The 19,351-nt window shown below is 44.3% G+C and carries 13 protein-coding genes and 1 pseudogene; 12 read left to right on the top strand and 2 right to left on the bottom strand.

Translation table 11 applies throughout. The features are described 5' to 3' along the window. Positions 1-117: 117 nt before the first annotated feature. Positions 118-705, top strand: a pseudogene (locus MKZ09_RS12960) (cupin domain-containing protein); the annotation flags it as partial. 300 nt (positions 706-1,005) lie between these two features. Here MKZ09_RS12960 and MKZ09_RS12965 read toward each other — a convergent pair. After that, on the bottom strand, positions 1,006-2,001 hold the full coding sequence (locus tag MKZ09_RS12965; RefSeq protein WP_076208367.1) for an acrylyl-CoA reductase family protein: 996 nt from the start codon (positions 1,999-2,001) through the stop codon (positions 1,006-1,008). Between the two features lie 139 nt (positions 2,002-2,140). Between MKZ09_RS12965 and MKZ09_RS12970 the strand changes: the two genes are divergently transcribed. The 6 genes from MKZ09_RS12970 to MKZ09_RS12995 all read left to right on the top strand — a co-directional run bounded on the left by MKZ09_RS12970 (position 2,141) and on the right by MKZ09_RS12995 (position 8,496). Further along, positions 2,141-2,716 (top strand): hypothetical protein, encoded by a 576-nt coding sequence (locus MKZ09_RS12970; protein ID WP_076208369.1) that lies wholly within the window; start codon positions 2,141-2,143, stop codon positions 2,714-2,716. Between the two features lie 322 nt (positions 2,717-3,038). Beyond that, positions 3,039-4,457 (top strand): NAD-dependent malic enzyme, encoded by a 1,419-nt coding sequence (locus MKZ09_RS12975; RefSeq protein WP_076130640.1) that lies wholly within the window; start codon positions 3,039-3,041, stop codon positions 4,455-4,457. A gap of 116 nt (positions 4,458-4,573) precedes the next feature. Then, the gene (locus MKZ09_RS12980) at positions 4,574-5,119 is read left to right on the top strand and encodes an AAA family ATPase (protein ID WP_076208372.1); all 546 of its coding nucleotides are present in this window, start codon (positions 4,574-4,576) and stop codon (positions 5,117-5,119) included. 334 nt (positions 5,120-5,453) lie between these two features. Next, positions 5,454-5,897 (top strand): GNAT family N-acetyltransferase, encoded by a 444-nt coding sequence (locus tag MKZ09_RS12985; protein ID WP_076138764.1) that lies wholly within the window; start codon positions 5,454-5,456, stop codon positions 5,895-5,897. 30 nt (positions 5,898-5,927) lie between these two features. Further along, the gene (locus MKZ09_RS12990; protein ID WP_076208375.1) at positions 5,928-6,419 is read left to right on the top strand and encodes a DinB family protein; all 492 of its coding nucleotides are present in this window, start codon (positions 5,928-5,930) and stop codon (positions 6,417-6,419) included. An 88-nt stretch (positions 6,420-6,507) separates the two neighbouring features. Continuing rightward, complete coding sequence (locus MKZ09_RS12995) at positions 6,508-8,496, top strand: CotH kinase family protein (protein WP_076208378.1); 1,989 nt, start codon at positions 6,508-6,510, stop codon at positions 8,494-8,496. Between the two features lie 70 nt (positions 8,497-8,566). Here MKZ09_RS12995 and MKZ09_RS13000 read toward each other — a convergent pair whose 3' ends face one another. Beyond that, the gene (locus MKZ09_RS13000; RefSeq protein WP_076208380.1) at positions 8,567-10,258 is read right to left on the bottom strand and encodes an ABC transporter substrate-binding protein; all 1,692 of its coding nucleotides are present in this window, start codon (positions 10,256-10,258) and stop codon (positions 8,567-8,569) included. 112 nt (positions 10,259-10,370) lie between these two features. Here MKZ09_RS13000 and MKZ09_RS13005 point away from each other — a divergent pair, with 112 nt between their 5' ends. From MKZ09_RS13005 to MKZ09_RS13025, 5 genes are all read left to right on the top strand, one after another. Then, positions 10,371-11,882 (top strand): DUF4153 domain-containing protein, encoded by a 1,512-nt coding sequence (locus MKZ09_RS13005; protein ID WP_076208382.1) that lies wholly within the window; start codon positions 10,371-10,373, stop codon positions 11,880-11,882. A gap of 24 nt (positions 11,883-11,906) precedes the next feature. Continuing rightward, complete coding sequence (locus tag MKZ09_RS13010) at positions 11,907-12,431, top strand: hypothetical protein (protein WP_076138759.1); 525 nt, start codon at positions 11,907-11,909, stop codon at positions 12,429-12,431. A gap of 94 nt (positions 12,432-12,525) precedes the next feature. Further along, a complete protein-coding gene (locus MKZ09_RS13015; protein WP_036683474.1) occupies positions 12,526-13,224 on the top strand; it encodes a Crp/Fnr family transcriptional regulator in 699 nt (232 codons plus the stop codon). Positions 13,225-13,386: 162 nt separating this feature from the next. Continuing rightward, positions 13,387-15,081, top strand: a complete 1,695-nt coding sequence (locus MKZ09_RS13020; RefSeq protein ID WP_076208386.1) for a methyl-accepting chemotaxis protein — start codon at positions 13,387-13,389, stop codon at positions 15,079-15,081. Positions 15,082-15,347: 266 nt separating this feature from the next. Continuing rightward, the gene (locus MKZ09_RS13025; protein ID WP_076208387.1) at positions 15,348-19,250 is read left to right on the top strand and encodes a discoidin domain-containing protein; all 3,903 of its coding nucleotides are present in this window, start codon (positions 15,348-15,350) and stop codon (positions 19,248-19,250) included. Positions 19,251-19,351: the final 101 nt, after the last annotated feature.

Here is a 19,351-nt window from a genome sequence, read left to right on the forward strand (position 1 = left end):
AAAAGAAAGATGAATTTTTATCAGGAGTAGTGAATCTCCGCACCTAGGCATAGGCAAACGCATATCTTGTGTTTAGGGAAAGCAAAAATTTATAGCAACAGAAAGGTAGGAAAAAAAGTGACTTCATACATGGACTATACGTCCCCCAATACAGAGTTTACTTTTGATGTGAACACTAATACACTTTTTAAAAAAGATGCCAACAACTTCATTAACTTGCTGTCGGTTAAACAATTGAATACGCTCGAGAACATATCGCTGCTGGATATTTTTCTTAGCAAATCAAATGTGGTTGAACCTCATTATCATCAAAATGCTGCAGAGCTTGTATATTGTATCTGCGGTTCAGCGGTAGTGTCTTTAATCAATCCGTTCACAAATGAACTTCTGCATTTTCCGATTTGTCCGGGTCAAGTGGCAAATGTGCCGCAAGGCTGGTGGCATTATGAGATAGCTACTGTCGATAATACACATCTGCTCGCGATTTTTGACGCACCTATTCCTGAGGTTATCTTAGGTTCGGATATTCTTAGCAAAACCCCGGCTAATGTATTAGCCCATACTTACTGCTTAAATGAAGCTAAGGTAAAAGAAGCTTTAGCTCCAATCAAGCCTGGAACCTTCATCGGCCCTCCTGCTGACTGCTGCGAAGAAGATAAAGTAATGGGCAGCAGCAACATGGCTCCTAATATGGCCCCTAACATGGCTCCAAATATGCAAGCCAATGTTAAACCAAATATGTATCCTAATATGCAGCCAAATATGAATCCATACGCTCATATGCAGGCACAACCTATCCCGATATCTTCACAAATGCCTCCAGCTACACAAGCCTTTAATTATCAGCCATACCCGATGCAAGGGTACTATACGCAGGGTTATGATCAGCATTATCGCCGACAACCCTATGTACAGCAGCAGCCGCATTACCAGTATCCGAATAACCAAGAGTAAACTAAAAAAACCTCCCGGAATTCTAGATTCCGGGAGGTTTCGTTATTGAATCTAAGATAAACGGACAAGTACTCTTCCTCTAAGGTTTCCTTGTAGAATATCTTCCAATGCTTGCGGTAGCTCGTTTAACGTGACTTCACGATCCACGAGGTTCTCCAACTGACTTGGCTTCAGATCGCTTGCCATTCGTTTCCAAGCCTTCTGGCGAAGGTCTGCAGGACATTCCACAGAATCTATGCCGAGAAGGTTAACGCCCCGAAGAATAAACGGAAGTACTGTAGTTGGGACTGAAGTGCCTCCGGTTAAGCCACTTGCAGCTACAGAACCTCTGTAGGTGATTTTACTCAAAACTGCGGCAAGAGTGTCACCACCCACCGAATCTACTGCGCCTTGCCATAATTGTTTGTCCAAGGGTTTGCTGGCGCCGCCAATGACCTCTTCACGTGAGATCACGTCTTCGGCTCCTATACCTCTAAGGTAATCGGCAGCTTCAGCGTTACCTGTGCTTGCCACTACGCTATACCCTTTTGCGCCAAGCATGGCAATAGCAGATCCACCTACACCGCCGGTAGCGCCTGTTACAAGTACTTTGCCTTTGTCCGGGGAAACGTCATGATCTTCCAGGGCTAGTATGGACAAGGCGGCTGTCAGTCCTGCAGTACCGTAGATCATAGCTTCTTTAAGCGTTAGGCCGTCGGGAAGGGGAGTGATCCAACCTGCGGGAATACGAGCGTATTCGCTAAAGCCACCAAAGTGTGATACGCCAACACCATATCCTGTCGCAATGACTTGCTGCCCTTTATGAAACCGCTCGTCTGTGGAAGATACCACAATACCGGATAAATCTATCCCTGGAATAAAGGGATATGTTCTTAGAATTTTACCGTTTGGAATACTGGCTAAACCGTCTTTATAGTTTACACTGGAGTAAGCAACCTTAATTACAACTTCTCCAGCTGGCAGATCCTCTAGGGTAACCGGTTTAACAGCTACGGAGAAGGAAGATTCTGTTTTGTCGACAACTAATGCTTGAAATGATTCTGTCATAAGTGTGAGCTCCTTCAACTACGTTATAGGTAAGACATGTATATAATATTTATTCTGCCCGGTCAACTTGTGATTGTCTATGATATAGCGCAATTGTTTATTAAGGTTCCGTTAAATCGCGTGATAGAGGGTGAAGCTTATGAAATGGAAAAATTTAATGATTACAGTCTTAGCGGGTATCACATTAGTCTCACTTGGTTTTAATGGATATTCTTTTTACAACAAGCCACCAAAAAAGACTAACCCAACTACTAAGGAGCTAGTTCAAACTATGGGTGAGATTTCAATCCAATCTAACTCTGAGAGCGGAGTGCAGGGTGAGAGTGTGGAGGAACTGAAAAAAATTGTTTATAAGTTACCGCAAGTGGAGAAAAAAATAGCTTTTATAAAGGCAATAATCACAGAAGGGAATACGGTTTATCTGGATCTGGATGAGGTGGAATGGTTCGGTGGAGAGGCGGCAGAAATTGCAGCTAAAGAAGACGGTGTACTAGAACCCGAATCATTACCTAATGGATTCTATATCAGAAACGCAAGCGAAGAAATCAAGCGGGTTAAGCTGGAGACTGATGTAACTATAGCTGAACTAAACGGGGCGAGACATCAGCAAGTGGACTATACGAGTTTTATTAGCGAAGAGCTAATGGATAGATTATTCCATATGACATTTGTAGAAGGTAAGGTTGTTTTGCTAGAAGAGCAGTACAGACCTTAGTGAAGGAGAACAACTAGAAAGGGCTAAAGGAGAAAAGGAATCGGCAGGATGCTCTACAGCATGCAGAGAAGGTAATGAAGAGTAGAAGAGCTTACGGTTTGTTTATGCTTACATACACTTTAGATTATGATGAATTTTATTTTTATGGGAAAATGCCTCTGTGCCCGTAGCTACCATACAGGATGTATTTGGATCGGGTGCGGATGGGAATACTGTAAGAAGAAAAATTTTTCGTTGATCTAGTTAATAGGCGGAAGATATGTTTAAATGGGAAAGTATAGTATTTTTTAAATAATAGGATTGAAGAAAGAGAGGCTAATTCATGTCGATTGCGACTACAATGATTATCAGGCTCGAAATTCGGAAATCGGTTGCATCTTTTGGCGATGTTGCTTCAGGAATTGCCGCAGCTGGCGGAGATATTGTTGCTATTGACGTGATACGTGCAGGGAAGGATGTCACTACCCGAGATATAACAGTGAATGTGCAAGACGCAGCTAATGGAGATATTATCTCAATATTATCGAAGATGCCGGGAATTAAAATAATCAACGTGTCGGATCGGACATTTCTGGCTCATCTTGGCGGGAAAATCGAAATCACACCTAAAATGCCAATTAAAAATCGGGAGGATTTATCCTTAGTGTATACTCCGGGGGTAGCCCGGGTATGTACAGCGATTGCCGAAGATCCCAGAAAAGCTTATTCTCTGACGATGAAAAGAAATACAGTTGCAGTCGTTTCGGACGGCACTGCTGTACTTGGACTAGGGGATATCGGTCCGGAAGCAGCGATGCCTGTCATGGAAGGTAAGGCGATGCTGTTTAAGCAATTGGCGAACATTGATGCTTTTCCGCTGTGCTTAAATACCAAAGATCCGGATGAAATTATCAATATCGTAAAAGCAGTTTCTCCTGGCTTTGGAGGGATAAACTTAGAGGATATAAGTTCACCACGCTGCTTTGAAATCGAACGCCGGCTTGCGGAAGAGCTGGACATTCCGGTATTTCATGATGATCAGCATGGAACATCCGTGGTGGCTTTTGCAGGACTTTTGAATGCGCTTAAAGTTGTAAATAAATCTATTGAAAATGCACGGATTGTTGTTGTGGGTATTGGGGCGGCTGGGGTGTCCATATGTAATCTGCTGCTGGCAGCGGGCGCGCGTTATATTTATGCGGTTGATCGTGAAGGCGTTCTCAGAAAAGATCTCCAGTATGATAATCCGGAATGGCAGAAGCTTGCTGCCGCAACCAATCCTGAGGGAATTGAGGGTGGAATAACGGAGGTTATACGAGGGGCAGATGTCTTTATTGGGGTGTCCCGTGGGGGAATTCTGACCGTGGATCATCTTAAAAGCATGGCCAGTGATAACATCGTTTTTGCGATGGCTAATCCTACACCGGAGATTGAACCAGATCTGGCGGAACCTTTTGTTCGTGTTCTAGCGACAGGCAGAAGTGATTATCCGAACCAGATCAACAATGTGTTATGTTTTCCGGGTATTTTCCGTGGCGCACTGGATTGCCGGGCTAGAACTGTGAATCTGGAAATGAAGCTGGCTGCGGCAAAAGCCATTGCATCGGTCGTTCATCCGGATGAACTCAATGAGCAATATATCATCCCAAGTATTTTTAACGAAAAAGTAGTTGAGCAGGTGCGCCTGGCAGTAATCCAAGCGGCTATATCCACGGATGCAGCACGCCGGATTCCTAAAGACGTAGCAGCTATAACGGAATAAGATTTATACGATAAATGGACTGCTTTGCTTACTTAGAGAGCAGTCTATTTGTTTTTATACTTGGAGGAAAATTGCCCGAATTGCAACTTTAAATCCATTTAAAGGTGAGGGAATGTATGAGAAGAATTCATATTATGGGAGCCTCAGGGGTAGGAACGAGTACTTTAGGTTACGAATTAGCTAAAGTGTTGCCACATGTCCAGTTAGACAGTGACGACTATTTTTGGGAGCATAAATTCACTAAGCAGAGTGAGGTCAATGAGCGATTGGCAAGAATTACAAGGGATTTGACCCATAAGGAGCCTTGGATTCTAAGCGGTGCGGTATGTGGCTGGGGAGATGGCCTTCGACCATTATTCGATTTGGTTATTTTTCTAGGACTTCCACCGGAAATTCGTTTAGATAGATTAAGAGCCAGAGAGTACGAGAGATATGGTGATCATATTTTGCCTGGCGGAAGTAAATACGAAGCATATCAGACCTTTATGGAGTGGGCGGCATTATATGATGTTGCTGGAGTTGAAGTCAGGAGCAAAGTGCTGCATGAGAAATGGATGTCCGCACTGGAATGTCCTGTTTTACGAATAGAGGAAGATTTATCGGTTGGAGAGCGCGTTGAGATCGTGTTGAGATATTTACAAATGAGTATAAGTGATACATAGATTTAAAAGGGGCTCTGAATGTCTAAGCAAATAGGAGTGTAGTTCAATGAAGATAGGTTTAGTGAGGCACTTTAAAGTGGACAATTAACCGAGGCGCGGACGAATATCTGGGGAGAATTTTAACGCTTGGGTCGAAGCATATGATCGAGCGCTTAGAATGCGATTTTGGATCAGCAAATGTGTTAGTAGTTACCCATGGAGTTTTTATGAAGGTGTTGGCGCAGCAGTTGGTCCAAAGAGGTTATAATGGAAAGCGTATATCTCATCCACGGAATGGTGGACTATATGTGTATGAGCAGGGCCGTTAATTTAAAAGAAAGCAGGATGAACAATCATGGTTGTTATAAAAGAAATAGAAATAGAATCTCTTCCTGAACTGGGGAATTTATATCAAGAGCTGATGAATAAACCGTCTGACCTTAATAAGCTTGAAGAAGTATTTAAAGTGGTTAAGGCGGATAACCGCTACATTCTATTGGGTGCTTTTGTAGAGGGGAAGCTACTAGGGTCTTTGATGGGCATCGTGTGTCAGGACTTAGTGGGGGACTGCAAACCGTTTATGGTGATTGAGAATGTGGTGGTTTCAGCGCGGGCGCGCCGTCAAGGCGTTGGCAAAAAACTTATGAACGCCATTGAACAAGCGGCCCGGGAAAGAGACTGCTACTATATCATTTTAGTCTCCGGTGAGCAGCGGAAGGAAGCGCATGTGTTCTATGAATCGTTAGGTTATAGAGATGAAAAGGTGGAGGGATACCGAAAACATTTAAGCTCCCATTAAAAACACAACAACTTTCTAGGAGGTTTTTATTTGCAGACATTTTTTCAATATAACTGGATGGTCCGTGAACAATGGTATGAGTGGTGTGCGAATATTTCTGAGGAGGAGCTGCTCGCAACACGTATAGGTGGTGTAGGCAGTATTCTTAAGACGCTTTTTCATATTGTTGATGTGGAGTGGAGCTGGATTCAAGTACTGCAAGGAAAACCGGATTTCCAAGAGGATTTTGAGCGGTACAAGACTTTGCAGCAAGTACGAGAATTGGATGCAAAATTCCACACAGAGGTGGAACCCTTTGTAACGGCTTGGCATGAGGGGCTGGAGCAGAGGATCTTTGAGGATCACCTTCCGGATGGCAGGATCGTGACCGATGCCTGGGGTGAGGTAATGCGCCATGTGATTGCTCATGAGATTCATCATGTCGGGCAATTATCTGTCTGGGCCAGAGAGATCGGAAAAATGCCGGTTTCCGCTAATCTGATTGGCAAAGGGCTGATAAACAGCCTGCCTAACAAGGCATAGACAAGCTATTCAGCGTATATTCAGATTCATATTTTACAATCTCCTTGAACTGCGAAAACATAAATCTGTACTTCAAGGAGGATTACACATGGTGAAGAAGAAAAATTTGCTGAGAAAGTTCATGGCAGCTATACTAAGTCTCGCTATCGTCTCAACGGCGTTTGGTGTTGCTGGAAACACGCCCGTAGTTAGTGCGGCGGATGCAGGTGTAACGAAAGCGTATGAATCCCTGTTCGCGGGTGACAGAATCATTGATGTTAAAGTAACGATTGATGATGCGGATTGGAAAAGTATATTAGCAAGTCCCCTCGAAAAAGAATACAAAAAAGTTAAGGTTGAAGTTGACGGGAATGTTGTTGAAAATGTTGGATTTTCTACTAAAGGGAATCTGACGTTGAAATCGGTAGCCAGTATGACAGACTCGGACAGATACAGCTTCCGGCTGAAATTTGATAAATATGATAAGAAGCAAACGTTACTTGGTCTTGATAAAATGGTACTGAACAACAATTTTTCGGACCCTTCGTATATTCGTGAATATTTACATTACGAAGCGCTCCGTTCTATTGGTGTGGATGCACCTTTGACTGTGTTCACCAACCTGTATATCAACGGAGAATTATATGGTTTTTATGTAGGTGTGGAAGCGATAGATGACAGCTATCTAGAACGTACCTATGGAGAAAATTATGACGATGGTGTTTTGTATGATACAGAAGAAAAAAGTTATCTGCAGTACAAAGAAGGCAGTGACTACGAAACGATAACTTATGATACAGGTAAAGAAGATGATAAAGCTTCGTTAAAGAACTTCATCAAGGTGCTGAATGAGATGCCTGCCGGTGAGAAGGGTTCTATTGAAAGTGTGCTAGATGTGGATTCTGCACTGAAGTATATCGCTGCTAATGCTGTATTGGGGAACTATGACAGCTATAACGGGGATAAAGGTCATAATTATATGTTGTACGGGGATGCATCCGGAAAATTTAGTGTACTTCCATGGGATATGAACATGTCCTTTAACGGGTATTCTGGTGGCGGAGGCGGCAGAACAGGGACAACAGATACAACAGCTGCTGCGGGCACAACTTCTACATCGGCAACAACCATCGCAGCCAATACCAACGCAGTAACTGCATCAATTGATAATCCTACACTTGGGATAAGTTTAGATCAGGTCCCAATGATTGCTAATTTGTTGGAAGTGCCTGAATATAAGACTAAATACCTGAAATATGTATCTGAGCTGGTTGATTATTTGGAAGGAATTCAGAGCAGAATTACTGAATTAGCTACCTTAATCAAACCTTACGTTCAAGCAGACCCAACCAAATTTTATACCATGGAACAATTTGAAAGTAATGTTACTTATTCAGCATCAGGTGAGATGGGTGGTAGTGGAGGAATGACTCCACCAGCTGGGATGGAAGGCATGACACCTCCTGAAGGGATGGAGGGCATGACACCTCCGGATGGAACGACACCGCCAGCACGTCCTGATAATACAGGGACTGCGACTGATGGTAATCCTACACCACCAACAGGAAACGCTGGAGGCGGGGGACAAGGTATGGGCACAATGGCTGCAGGTTCGATTATGACCTTTGCGCTGAACAGACTTGCTAATCTGCAAGGCCAGCTAGGACTTAATGTCACACCTCTACCCTCTGTAACTACAACACCATCAACAACTAATCCGAACACGACGGGCACTAACGGAATATCCGTATTTTTAAACGGAACAGCGGTCAGCTTTGCAGATCAGCTTCCTGTGAATAAGGATGGCCGGGTGCTGGTGCCAGTGAATGCAATCTTTAATGCTCTGGGTGCTACAGTAACCATGGATCAAACGACTAAGAAAATCACCGCAGTAAAAGACAATACAACGATCGTAATGGCCATTGGCAGCAAGACTGCTTACATCAATGGCAAAGCGCTCACACTCGACGTTCCTCCACAAATTATCGGAAATCGGACACTGGTTCCGGTAAGATTTATTTCCGAGGGATTGAATATGGATGTGAAGTGGGATGCAGGGACTTCTACAGTTACAGCTACGACTAAAACAGCAGCTTAGTAATTAGCTTTATCGCGTATGCGGAAATCCGGGGTAACCTCTGGATTTCCGCATTTTTTAATCAAGCAGATCAACTTGTGCTGCTAGAAAGCAGTGGCGGAAACCAGACATGACGAAGATCAACCCAACCCTGGCTATTGAAGCTAACCCCGCGGACAGAGGGGAGATAAGCTGTCTGAGTCGGCTTTTCATACAAAATATGTAGGTGGTGCTCTTCAATCAGACGGTTCTCGATGATACTGAAACTTTCCGCTCGGGCCACCGGATTAGGCTCGCGCGCGATGGTATATAACCAGCCTTCAATATCCGCTCTAGTATGCGGTTCAATATGCTTAGAGAGTGTGAGGTATAGATCAAACAAACGAAGTTGTTCATCCTCGTCACGAAATAATGAGAAAACAATCAGGTCAGATTCCAGCCGAATCGGACCTTTAAATTCCTCTGGAGACACGGAAATGACATTGCATTTATAACCTTGTTGCTCTAGTCTAGTGGCAATAAAATCAGCATCGCCAGCATATTGTGGAATCGTAGAGATTTGCAACGTGATTTCTTGATCTTTTATCACTTCCTGCTCGAAGGACGCTGAGTCGTCTTTTAAACAGGAGACTATTTTTGCCCGAAGCAGGGGATCGCTTAGCGGTCCCTTTTTTTGCGTATTGCAGGTGACGAATTTCCGAATGGAAGACTCCGAATGAATTCGGCTCCAGGTCGAAGAACTGGCGGATGAGGGATTCTGAATCACGTGAAAAGCAGAACCCGTATCAGAGGATGATGTTTCGGTATCCCACGGGACATAAAGGATTTCAACCCGATCTAAATGAGCCCGTCCTTGAAAATAATAAGGAAAAACCTCCAGCACACAAGTGTCCTCGGTCATATCCACAACCTTAAAGGGGCCAGTCCCCACGGGTCTACGGCCAAAGCTCTGCTCATCCATTCCTTCTAAATCACGCGGTACAATTGCAGCTCTGCTCGTGCACAAAAATGGCAGAAATAGTTCATTAGGCTGCTTAAGCGTAATTTGAACGGTGGATGGATTTAATGCGGTGACCCGCTGGATTTCTTTGAAAATATAGCTATAGAGTGTCCGTTTAGAGGTTTGCATCAACCGTCCAAGGGAATAGACTACATCCTTGGCTGTCAGCACTTTTCCATGATGGAATAACACCTCTTTACGTAGAAAAAAAGTCCAGAGCGTCCGGCTCTCATCGACTTCCCAGGCGTGAGCCAGACAGGGAACAATTTTATCCCGTTCACCGCTTCGTTTCACTAACCCGTCGAAAACATGGCTGGAAACAAATGACTCTGCCAGCAGATTCATATAGAGCGGATCGAAGGTATGGAGCTGCTGGGTAATAGGCAGCCGGAGAGTATCAATTTGCTTGTCACTACGAATTTCAGAATGATGCCCAAAATAGGTCAGCAGCCACCCCTGCAATGTATCCTGTAGTGAGGTGGAGCTGGCATGGGTTTTGATGCCTTCTATAGCGTTGTGAACATCTTTGCGGCTAATCGCCTGCATCATGGATTGAAGGGCTATTTCTTCGGAGGGAACAAGAAATTGCAGCAAAGAGCGGCTTCCCCGCCCACGCTTAGGCGTCCATTTGATCCATTCCTGCAACATCATTTTATTCACAATATGCATGGCATTGCGGTGTGTACAGCCGAAAATCAATGCCAACTCATCCATCGTCACTGAGATTTCTGTAGCTCCACCAAAATGAGATTGCAGCTTTAAAAATTGGCTATGCAGCTTCATTGTTTTGGTTCCTTTCGGAAAATAGGAAATTATAAATAAATTCTTTCTCTTTTTTTTCTTATTTTATCACGTAAAATAAGGATGAGAAAGTAAGAAAATGGGGGTAATTACCATGACCGAGGAAATGGAATCGGAAACGGGACTTAGGCTTAATCGATCGCTTGCTGCTTTGCTTGCCGCGTTCTTATTGGCAATAGTTCATCAGTATTTATTTTATGGAAAGCTGGCGGGCCTATCGTATCCAATCTTTGTGTGTCTGTTCTATGCGTTCATGCTTTATTATGCCAAGGCTAAAATCCGCAAGCTTAACAAATTCAGTTACTTCTGGTTTGGAGCGATTTTTCTACTTTCATTAACCTATTTATTCTTTCATAATTTTTTCTTCTTTGGGCTGAACCTGCTGGTGATCCCGGTGTTGATTTTATTACATACGACTTATTTGCTTAGTGATAAACGGCCGGCTTGGAGCCGGCTTGGATTAGTGGGGAACACACTGGAGCATGTGCTTCCACAGAATTTCCGCCATTGGAGCACTGTGTTTACGATCATTAAAAGGACTGGCGGCAGTAAGATGAAGGACGAGCGTAAGCAGGTCATGGGGAAAGTGCTGATAGGACTTGCGATCTCTTTTCCAATATTGCTGGTTGTGGTTACTCTGCTGTCCTCAGCGGACGGAGTGTTTCATCATGTACTGCTGGAGCTGCCGAATGTTCTGGATCGGATTTCATTTGGGGAAAGTTTTGTGCGGGTGCTGTGGATTATCCTGCTGGGCATGGGCTTGTTCGGCTTAGTGTGGGGGTATGTGGATTCGAAAATCTATGACTGGAATATGCAGCCTAAGGAATATGGTCCAGTACTGGCGCCTGTAAGCTTTAAAATGGATCCGATAATTATGACGACGATTCTTATAGCCATTAACACGGTATATGTATTGTTTGTTTTCGTACAGTTTTCTTACTTGTTTGGAGCATGGGAAGGGATTTTACCAGAGGGCAGCTCATATGCTGATTACGCACGTAGTGGATTTTTTGAGCTGATTATGGTGGCTGCGATTAATTTCGTGATTTTGCTGCTGGCTTTGGTATCTGAAGGAAAAAGAAGTGGAGGGCTGCAAAAATTCATTAATGTCCTGCTCTACATTCTGGTTGGTTGCTCGACAGTGATGCTATATTCCGCCTATACCCGTCTGACTCTATATGAAGAGGTGTACGGCTATACCACGACTCGGTTTTTAGTGCATGCATTTATGATATTTATGGGCTTATTGTTGGTGGTTGCAGCCTTACGGATAGCTGTTCAGCGTGTGCCATTGGCGAAATGTTATATTGTGCTGGGCTTGATCTCCTACGTCGTCATGAACTATATCGGGATGGATGTTATTATCGCTAATAAAAATATGGATCGTTATGCGGCAAGTGGCAAATTGGATGCCAATTATTTGGTCCGTTTATCTCCGGAGGTCATCCCTTCTCTGATAAGGTTTAGTGAACAGGAAGATGGGATGCTGGATGATTTTTTAAAGAATGAATGGAGAGAACTCAATAAGCGTGAGCAGGCATGGCAGTCGTTTAATTTCCCGCAATATCTGGCGCAGCGTGAGCTGGCTGAATATTTTGCACAGTAAAGGTAAGAAGAAGGTGTGAGGTCAGTGAGGAAGAAGCCATTTAAAAGAGGCTGGTCATTTATCATCATTTTTATTACGGTAGGTTTAAGTTACGGGATCTATCATATCTATTTATACAATGCGCCCAAACAAAATCATTACTCGCGTGTTTCCAGCACCAATCTTGAACAGGAAAGTCTGGGCGGCATTCAGCTGCTTCAAAGCCTTGATTCAATCGCTAGGGAACCTAAGCCAAATAATGATATAGAGCGGTATCAGTATTATGATCTGGGTCACGAGACAACAATAGCCACAGCACGTGGTGATGATAAGATCATTCTAATCAGCGTCTATTCCGATCATACGGTGAGTACGGCAAGAGATATTCATATTGGAGCTTCAGCAGACGAAGTGATCAAGGCTTATGGGACTTCTTATTATAAAAGAGGGGAGCAAGGGGCTGAGATTCTCGGATACGTGGATAAAATCAACCATCGGAGTATTGAATTTTGGCTGCAGGATCAGAAGGTAGATATGATTCGTTATTGTGTGGATTCTGTTGTAATGTAAAGTGTCATAGGAAAACCTCATTAAAAAGGACATATGTCCTTTTTTTGTGGGGTATTCTAAATTACACTGGAGCAAACAATAGAGGGGGCACTACATGCAGACGATAAATGACCGTGAGGCTGTCCGTGCCTTGGCAGTGAAGAACGGTCTGGACGGAATATTTAGCCCGCTGGTAACGCATAAAATGGAGTTGAGACGTTACGCGGATGAAGAAAAGCTGTGTTTGGTTGGCGATCAATTGGATGGGATGTTCATATTGGTTGAGGGCAAGCTCAAAATTCAGACCTTGCTGCCAAATGGCAAATCTATGCTGGTGCGGTTTACAAATCCGATATCTGTGATTGGGGATGTAGAGCTGCTTCACCGGTTCCCTGTTAAGAATCAAGTGGAGTCTGTGGGTGAGAGCTTGATTCTTTTTGCAGGGAGAAGACTACTCCTGAGAGAGCTTGAGGAAAATACAGCGTTGTTACGTTTTCTCGTCGGAGAACTTAGTCACAAATTGCATACGCTAGGTCAAGCCTCAGCACTTAACCTGTTGTATCCTGTGGAGAATCGATTTGCCAGTTATTTAATGTCTTTATTCGCGGATAAAAACGGTGACCGGCGAGTGGAGGAGATTCGGACCTCAAGTCTTATTGAGACAGCAGAATTGCTTGGCACAAGCTATCGGCATCTTAATCGAATCGTACGTCGTTTTATTGATGAAGGAATCATTACACGAAATCGTGGACGCTTAAGTGTACTGGATGAATCGAAGCTGGCAGAGCTGGCTAACGGAAATTTATACGAATAAAAAGATCTCAAAAGACCATTAGTTCCTGCCCTCGGCCGGAAATAGGGGTCTTTTTGTTTTTTTTAAGCAAACATTCAGTTCAAATTCAGAGAGGCTTAAGGGAGAGCCAGTAGGATAAAAGTACCAAATAGACCTACATACATAGAGAGATGAGGAAAAACGATGGTGAAAAGTATCCGTGGAAAAATAGTCTTAGGATTTACTGCTGTGATTATAGTCTTTCTAGTGGCGATAGCCGGAAACACATTGTTTCAGGGGAAGGTTACCCAATTGACAGATCAGGTTAATCGTAACTGGGACAAGCTGTCACTTGTTCAAGGTTTAACGGATAAGATTCGTACCGCAGATGAGCTGGGTGCTCGTTATGTGATGAGCAACACAGATGATGAGCGGAATTCCTATCTGGCGCAGTATGAAGAAATGCTCCCATTGATTGAAAATGCTATTACAGAGCTGGAGAGTGCCCGATTAAGTGAAGCTGAGTTAAAGGGTGTAACTGAGCTGAAGAGCAAATGGAATGATTATTTAATCGTTCTGAAGGAAGCTTTTGCCTTAGCTAAGGAAGGTAACTTCCCGGAAGCGCAGAAGAAATTCACGAACCTGTCATTAGACGCTATGATTGAATCTCAGATTGTGTTTCAGAACATGCTCATGGAGGAAATAGAGAATGGACAAAGCCTGGCAAATTCGCATCGTAATAACGCTTTGATTACTAGCTTTGGTGTGACCGGATTGTCGGTAGTGCTCGCGGTGATCCTTGCGCTGCTAATTTCTGGACGGATTATTAAACCGCTTCGTGATGTGAACACTCAGTTGAAGGAAATTGCAGATGGGGATGCCGATCTTACCCGCAAGTTAAGTGTTCGTTCTAAAGATGAGATTGGTGAACTGGCGTTTAACTTTAATAAAATGACAGATAATCTGGGCACGATGATTGAGCAGGTAAAGTTATCAGCGAATAGTCTCGCGAGTTCCTCTACAAAGCTTAGGTCAGATAGTGGAGTGACGGCAGGCGCCACAGAACGAATATCGGATATTATGGGTGAAGTCGCTTCTGGAACAGCCAAACAGATGAATGATTTGCAGACTAATACAATTACAATCTCAGAAATATCACTAGGAATCGGCCAAATTGCTGCCAGTGTCCAGGACATCTCGGAAGCCTCCCATCGCTCTGCGGCATTTGCCATTACAGGAGATGAATCCCTTCAGGCCGCTGGGCAGCAAATGGAATCGATTAATCACTCCATACAATCTTTATCACAGCAGGTCCAAGGTTTTGTGAAGCGATCTCAGGAGATTGGCAGTATTGTAGGAGTCATAAAAGGAATCGCTTCGCAGACGAATATGCTGGCCCTAAATGCGACGATTGAGGCAGCTCGTGCTGGTGAGCAAGGTAGAGGTTTTGCTGTGGTTGCCGATCAGGTCCGTAAGCTGGCAGAGCAGTCCGCGGAATCCGCCAATCAAATTGCAGAAATGGCGACTGGGATCCAAAGTGAAGCAGATGATGCCATGAAGGTGATGATGAGCAGCATGCGTGAAGTAAAGGGAGGTACGGAGATTATCGAAGAAGCGGGACGTTCCTTCGGTGAGATTCGATTATCTATAGATTCACTCGCCGAACAGGTTCAGGAAGTATCTGGAGCCGTAGAGGAGATTACGGCGGCTGCGGATGAGATTGTAGAGTCAATTCGTAATGTTACGCAAATCTCGGAAACAACCGCTGCGAGTACTCAGCATGTGTCAGCAGCCTCACAAGAGCAAATGGCTTCGGTCGAACAAATTGCATCCTCTGCAAGTGAATTAAGTACAATGGCGCATGGACTGCAAGGGTTGGTAGCTAGATTTAATGTATAACACGAAGCGTCGGAGAGTTAAGGGGCAATATAGTCCCCTTGGCCTCTCCGGGGCTTTTTTTGTTGAACGTAATATCCCACATAGAAAGCATAGAAATCGCCATCGACGGCCATCTACCTATAACTTATATTATTAGCGTTATTAGTTAGCTTGTATCCGTAATCCATCATTTCAAATGTAGGAGGCGAATGTTTATAAAACTACTGTTTTGAAAGCGCATCCTTTCTGCTGTATAGCTCCACAAAATTTTGGGAGGTGGTTATTCAATGATAGCAGCTTCTAAAAGATTTACCGGGAAGACGGCAGTACTTTATTGTTTGATTGTTATATTATTTGTAGGTCAGTTAGGATTATATCCCTCGGTGAGTTTAGCCGCGGGGAATTTAGCCCAAGGGAAGACTATTACTTCAAGCTCCTTCGGTGATGTATACGTAGCAGCCAATGCTAATGACGGCAGCCAAGGAACGTATTGGGAGAGCGCAAGCGGTATTTTTCCGCAATGGATTAAAGTCGATTTAGGGGCAGCAAGCAGCGTGAATCAGGTTGTGCTAAAGCTGCCAACGAATTGGGAAACAAGAACTCAAACGTTAGCGGTGCAAGGGAGTACAGATGATGCAGCTTACAATAACTTAGTAGATTCCGCCAATTATACATTTAATCCAACGAGTGATTCCAATACAGTGACCATCAGCTTTACAGCTGCGAATGTCAGATATGTGAAACTGAATTTCACATCCAATACGGTCTGGCCAGCAGCACAGTTAGCGGAGTTTGAGGTACATGGTAATACAACTACAAATCCATCCTCAGGATATGAAGCGGAGAATGCTGCATTATCCGGTGGTGCCAAGGTTAACACGGATCATACAGGTTATACAGGTACAGGATTTGTTGATGGTTACCTAAATCAAGGTGCTGCGACTGCATTTAGTGTTAATGTGGCTTCTGCTGGTAACTACGATGCTACATTAAGATTTTCAAATGCATCAGGCAGTACAAAAACCATCAGTGTTTATGTGAATGGAACTAAAATTAAGCAAACCTCACTTGCGAATCTGGCCAATTGGAATACGTGGTCAACAAAGATTGAGACGCTGGCTCTGAATGCTGGCACTAACACGATTACTTATAAGTACGATGCAGGAGACACTGGAAATGTGAATCTAGATAATTTGAACGTCACTCCAGCTTCTGCTACAACACCAACTCCGACGGCAACTCCAACACCAACGGCAACACCTACCTCAACTCCAACGGTAACACCAACACCGACACCGACGGTAACTCCTACGCCAACACCGACAGTAACACCTACACCAACTCCAACGGTAACACCGACCCCGACACCAACAGTTACACCAACGCCTGGGGCGGGTTCCAATCTGGCTTTGAACAAAAGCATCAACGCTTCCTCTTCCGTCTTTACCTTTGTTCCTGCAAATGCGAATGACGGTGATGTAACTACTTACTGGGAAGGAGCAGGAGGAAGTTATCCCAATACATTATCTGTAAACCTGGGTAGTAATGCCGATATTACATCCATTGTCCTCAAACTGAATCCATCATCGGCCTGGTCCACACGTACTCAGACTATTCAAGTGCTTGGGCATAATCAGAATACAACAGCCTTTACTAGTCTTGTGCCAGCAACCGTGTATACTTTTAATCCGGCAACCGGCAATACGGTCACTATTCCGGTAACGGCCACGGCTAGTGAAGTACAGTTGAAGATTACCACCAATACTGGTTCAACCGCTGGACAAATCGCTGAATTCCAAGTGATGGGTGCACCAGCTGCTAATCCGGATTTGGCGATAACCGGTCTTACATGGACACCTTCAGCTCCAGTAGAGACCAATGCCATTACTTTAAATGCAACGGTAAAAAATATTGGAACGTTAGCTTCCACAGCGACTAATGTAAATTTCTACTTGGGCAGCACACTTGTAGGTACTAGCCCAGTGGGCCCGTTAGCGGCTGGCGCATCTACGAACGTCACTTTAAATATGGGCGTAAAGGATGCAGCTACCTATACTTTAACTGCAAAGGTTGACGAGAATAATACGGTTATTGAATTGAACGAAGGCAATAACAGCTTCACTAGTCCAAATTCTCTTATTATTGCTCCCGTATCCAGTTCTGATCTAGTAGCTTCCCCTGTTAGCTGGACACCAAGCAATCCAGCAGGCGGCAATGTGGTCAGCTTCTCGGTGGCAATCAAGAATCAAGGGACGGCAGCATCCGCAGGGGGTGCGCATAACATAACCTTGAAGGTTCTGGATGCTACTACGAATGCTGTACTCCAAACCTTAACTGGAACCTATAACGGCGTGATTGGCAGTGAAGTAACAGCGCCTCCTGTTAGTCTGGGCACTTGGACAGCAGCTAATGGCAAATATACTGTGAAGACCGAAATTGCCGTAGACACAAATGAGCTGCCAGTTAAACAAGCCAACAATATTCAAACACAGTCTCTTTTTGTAGGTCGTGGAGCCAATATGCCTTACGACATGTATGAGGCTGAGGAGGGTGTGATTGGTGGCGGGGCTGTGAAGCTTGCTGCTAATCGGACCATTGGAGATCTTGCGGGTGAGGCTTCAGGCAGAAGAGCAGTCACACTGAATACTACAGGCAGTTATGTAGAATTCACTACTAAGGCTGATACTAATACACTGGTCACCCGCTTCTCGATTCCAGATTCGGCGGGTGGAGACGGTACGAATGCTACACTGAACATCTATGTGAACGGAGTTTATACCAAGGCGATTAATCTGACCTCTAAATATGCATGGCTGTACGGTTCAGAGATAAGTCCCGGCAATTCACCAAGCGCGGGTTCTCCGCGGCATATTTATGATGAAGCTAACATTATGTTCGACAGCACGATTCCGAAAGGTAGTACGATTCGACTGCAAAAGGATGTGGCAAATACCTCGCAGTATGCCATTGATTTCATCAGTCTGGAGCAGGTTTCACCGATTGCCAATCCAGATCCGGCCAAATATACGGTTCCTGCCGGCTTTACACATCAGGATGTGCAAAATGCGCTAGATAAAGTACGCATGGATACGACCGGAAATCTCGTAGGTGTGTATTTGCCAGCTGGTAACTATCAGACCTCCAGTAAATTTCAGGTCTATGGAAAAGCGGTGAAGATCATTGGTGCAGGCCCTTGGTATACGAGATTCTACGCTCCAACGAATCAGGAGAATACGGATATCGGTTTCCGGGCAAGTGATACCGCTAACGGCTCTACTTTTGCGAATTTCGCTTACTTCGGGAACTACACATCACGTATTGATGGTCCGGGTAAAGTATTTGATTTCTCCAATGTGGCAAATATTACGATCGATAACATCTGGACCGAACATCAGGTGTGTATGTACTGGGGAGCTAATACGGATTACATGGTGATCAAAAACTCCCGTATCCGCAACACCTTCGCTGACGGCATCAATATGACGAATGGCAGCACAAATAATCTCGTATCCAATATTGAGGCAAGGGCAACAGGGGATGATAGCTTTGCATTGTTTTCGGCTATTGATTCCGGTGGTGCAGATATGAAGGATAATATTTATGAGAATCTCACTTCAATCTTGACCTGGCGGGCAGCAGGTGTAGCCGTCTATGGCGGATATGCCAATACCTTCCGCAACATTTATATTGCCGACACGCTTTGCTATTCTGGAATTACGATCAGCTCACTTGACTTCGGGTATCCAATGAACGGCTTTGGCGCTTCACCGACAACGAATTTTGAGAATATTTCCATTGTTCGTGCAGGTGGACATTTCTGGGGGGCACAGACCTTCCCGGCAATCTGGGTATTCTCAGCCTCTAAGGTATTCCAAGGCATTCGTGTCAGTGATGTGGATATCATTGATCCAACCTATCATGGCATCATGTTCCAAACTAACTATGTCGGCTCCACGCCGCAATTCCCAGTGACAGATACCATCTTCACGAATGTCACAATTTCCGGTGCGCAAAAGAGTGGAGATGCTTTTGACAGCAAATCCGGAGTGGGCATCTGGGTAAATGAAGCGGCTGAGGCTGGGCAAGGTCCTGCCAGAGGGTCAGCCACCTTTAACAATCTGAAGATTACCAACACGGTAACGAATATTAAAAACAATACGTCTACTTTTACGATTAACGTTAATCCTTAAAAATAAATGTTGCCAGTACTGAACAGCCGTCTCCCGCTTTCGTGGGGGGCGGTTGTTTTCAGGTTGCAGAAACCAAGGGTTCTGAATCGACAGGAGGTGCT

Origin of the sequence: Paenibacillus sp. FSL R5-0908, assembly GCF_038006245.1 — a bacterium.
Classification (GTDB): Bacteria; Bacillota; Bacilli; order Paenibacillales; family Paenibacillaceae; genus Paenibacillus_AQ; species Paenibacillus_AQ odorifer.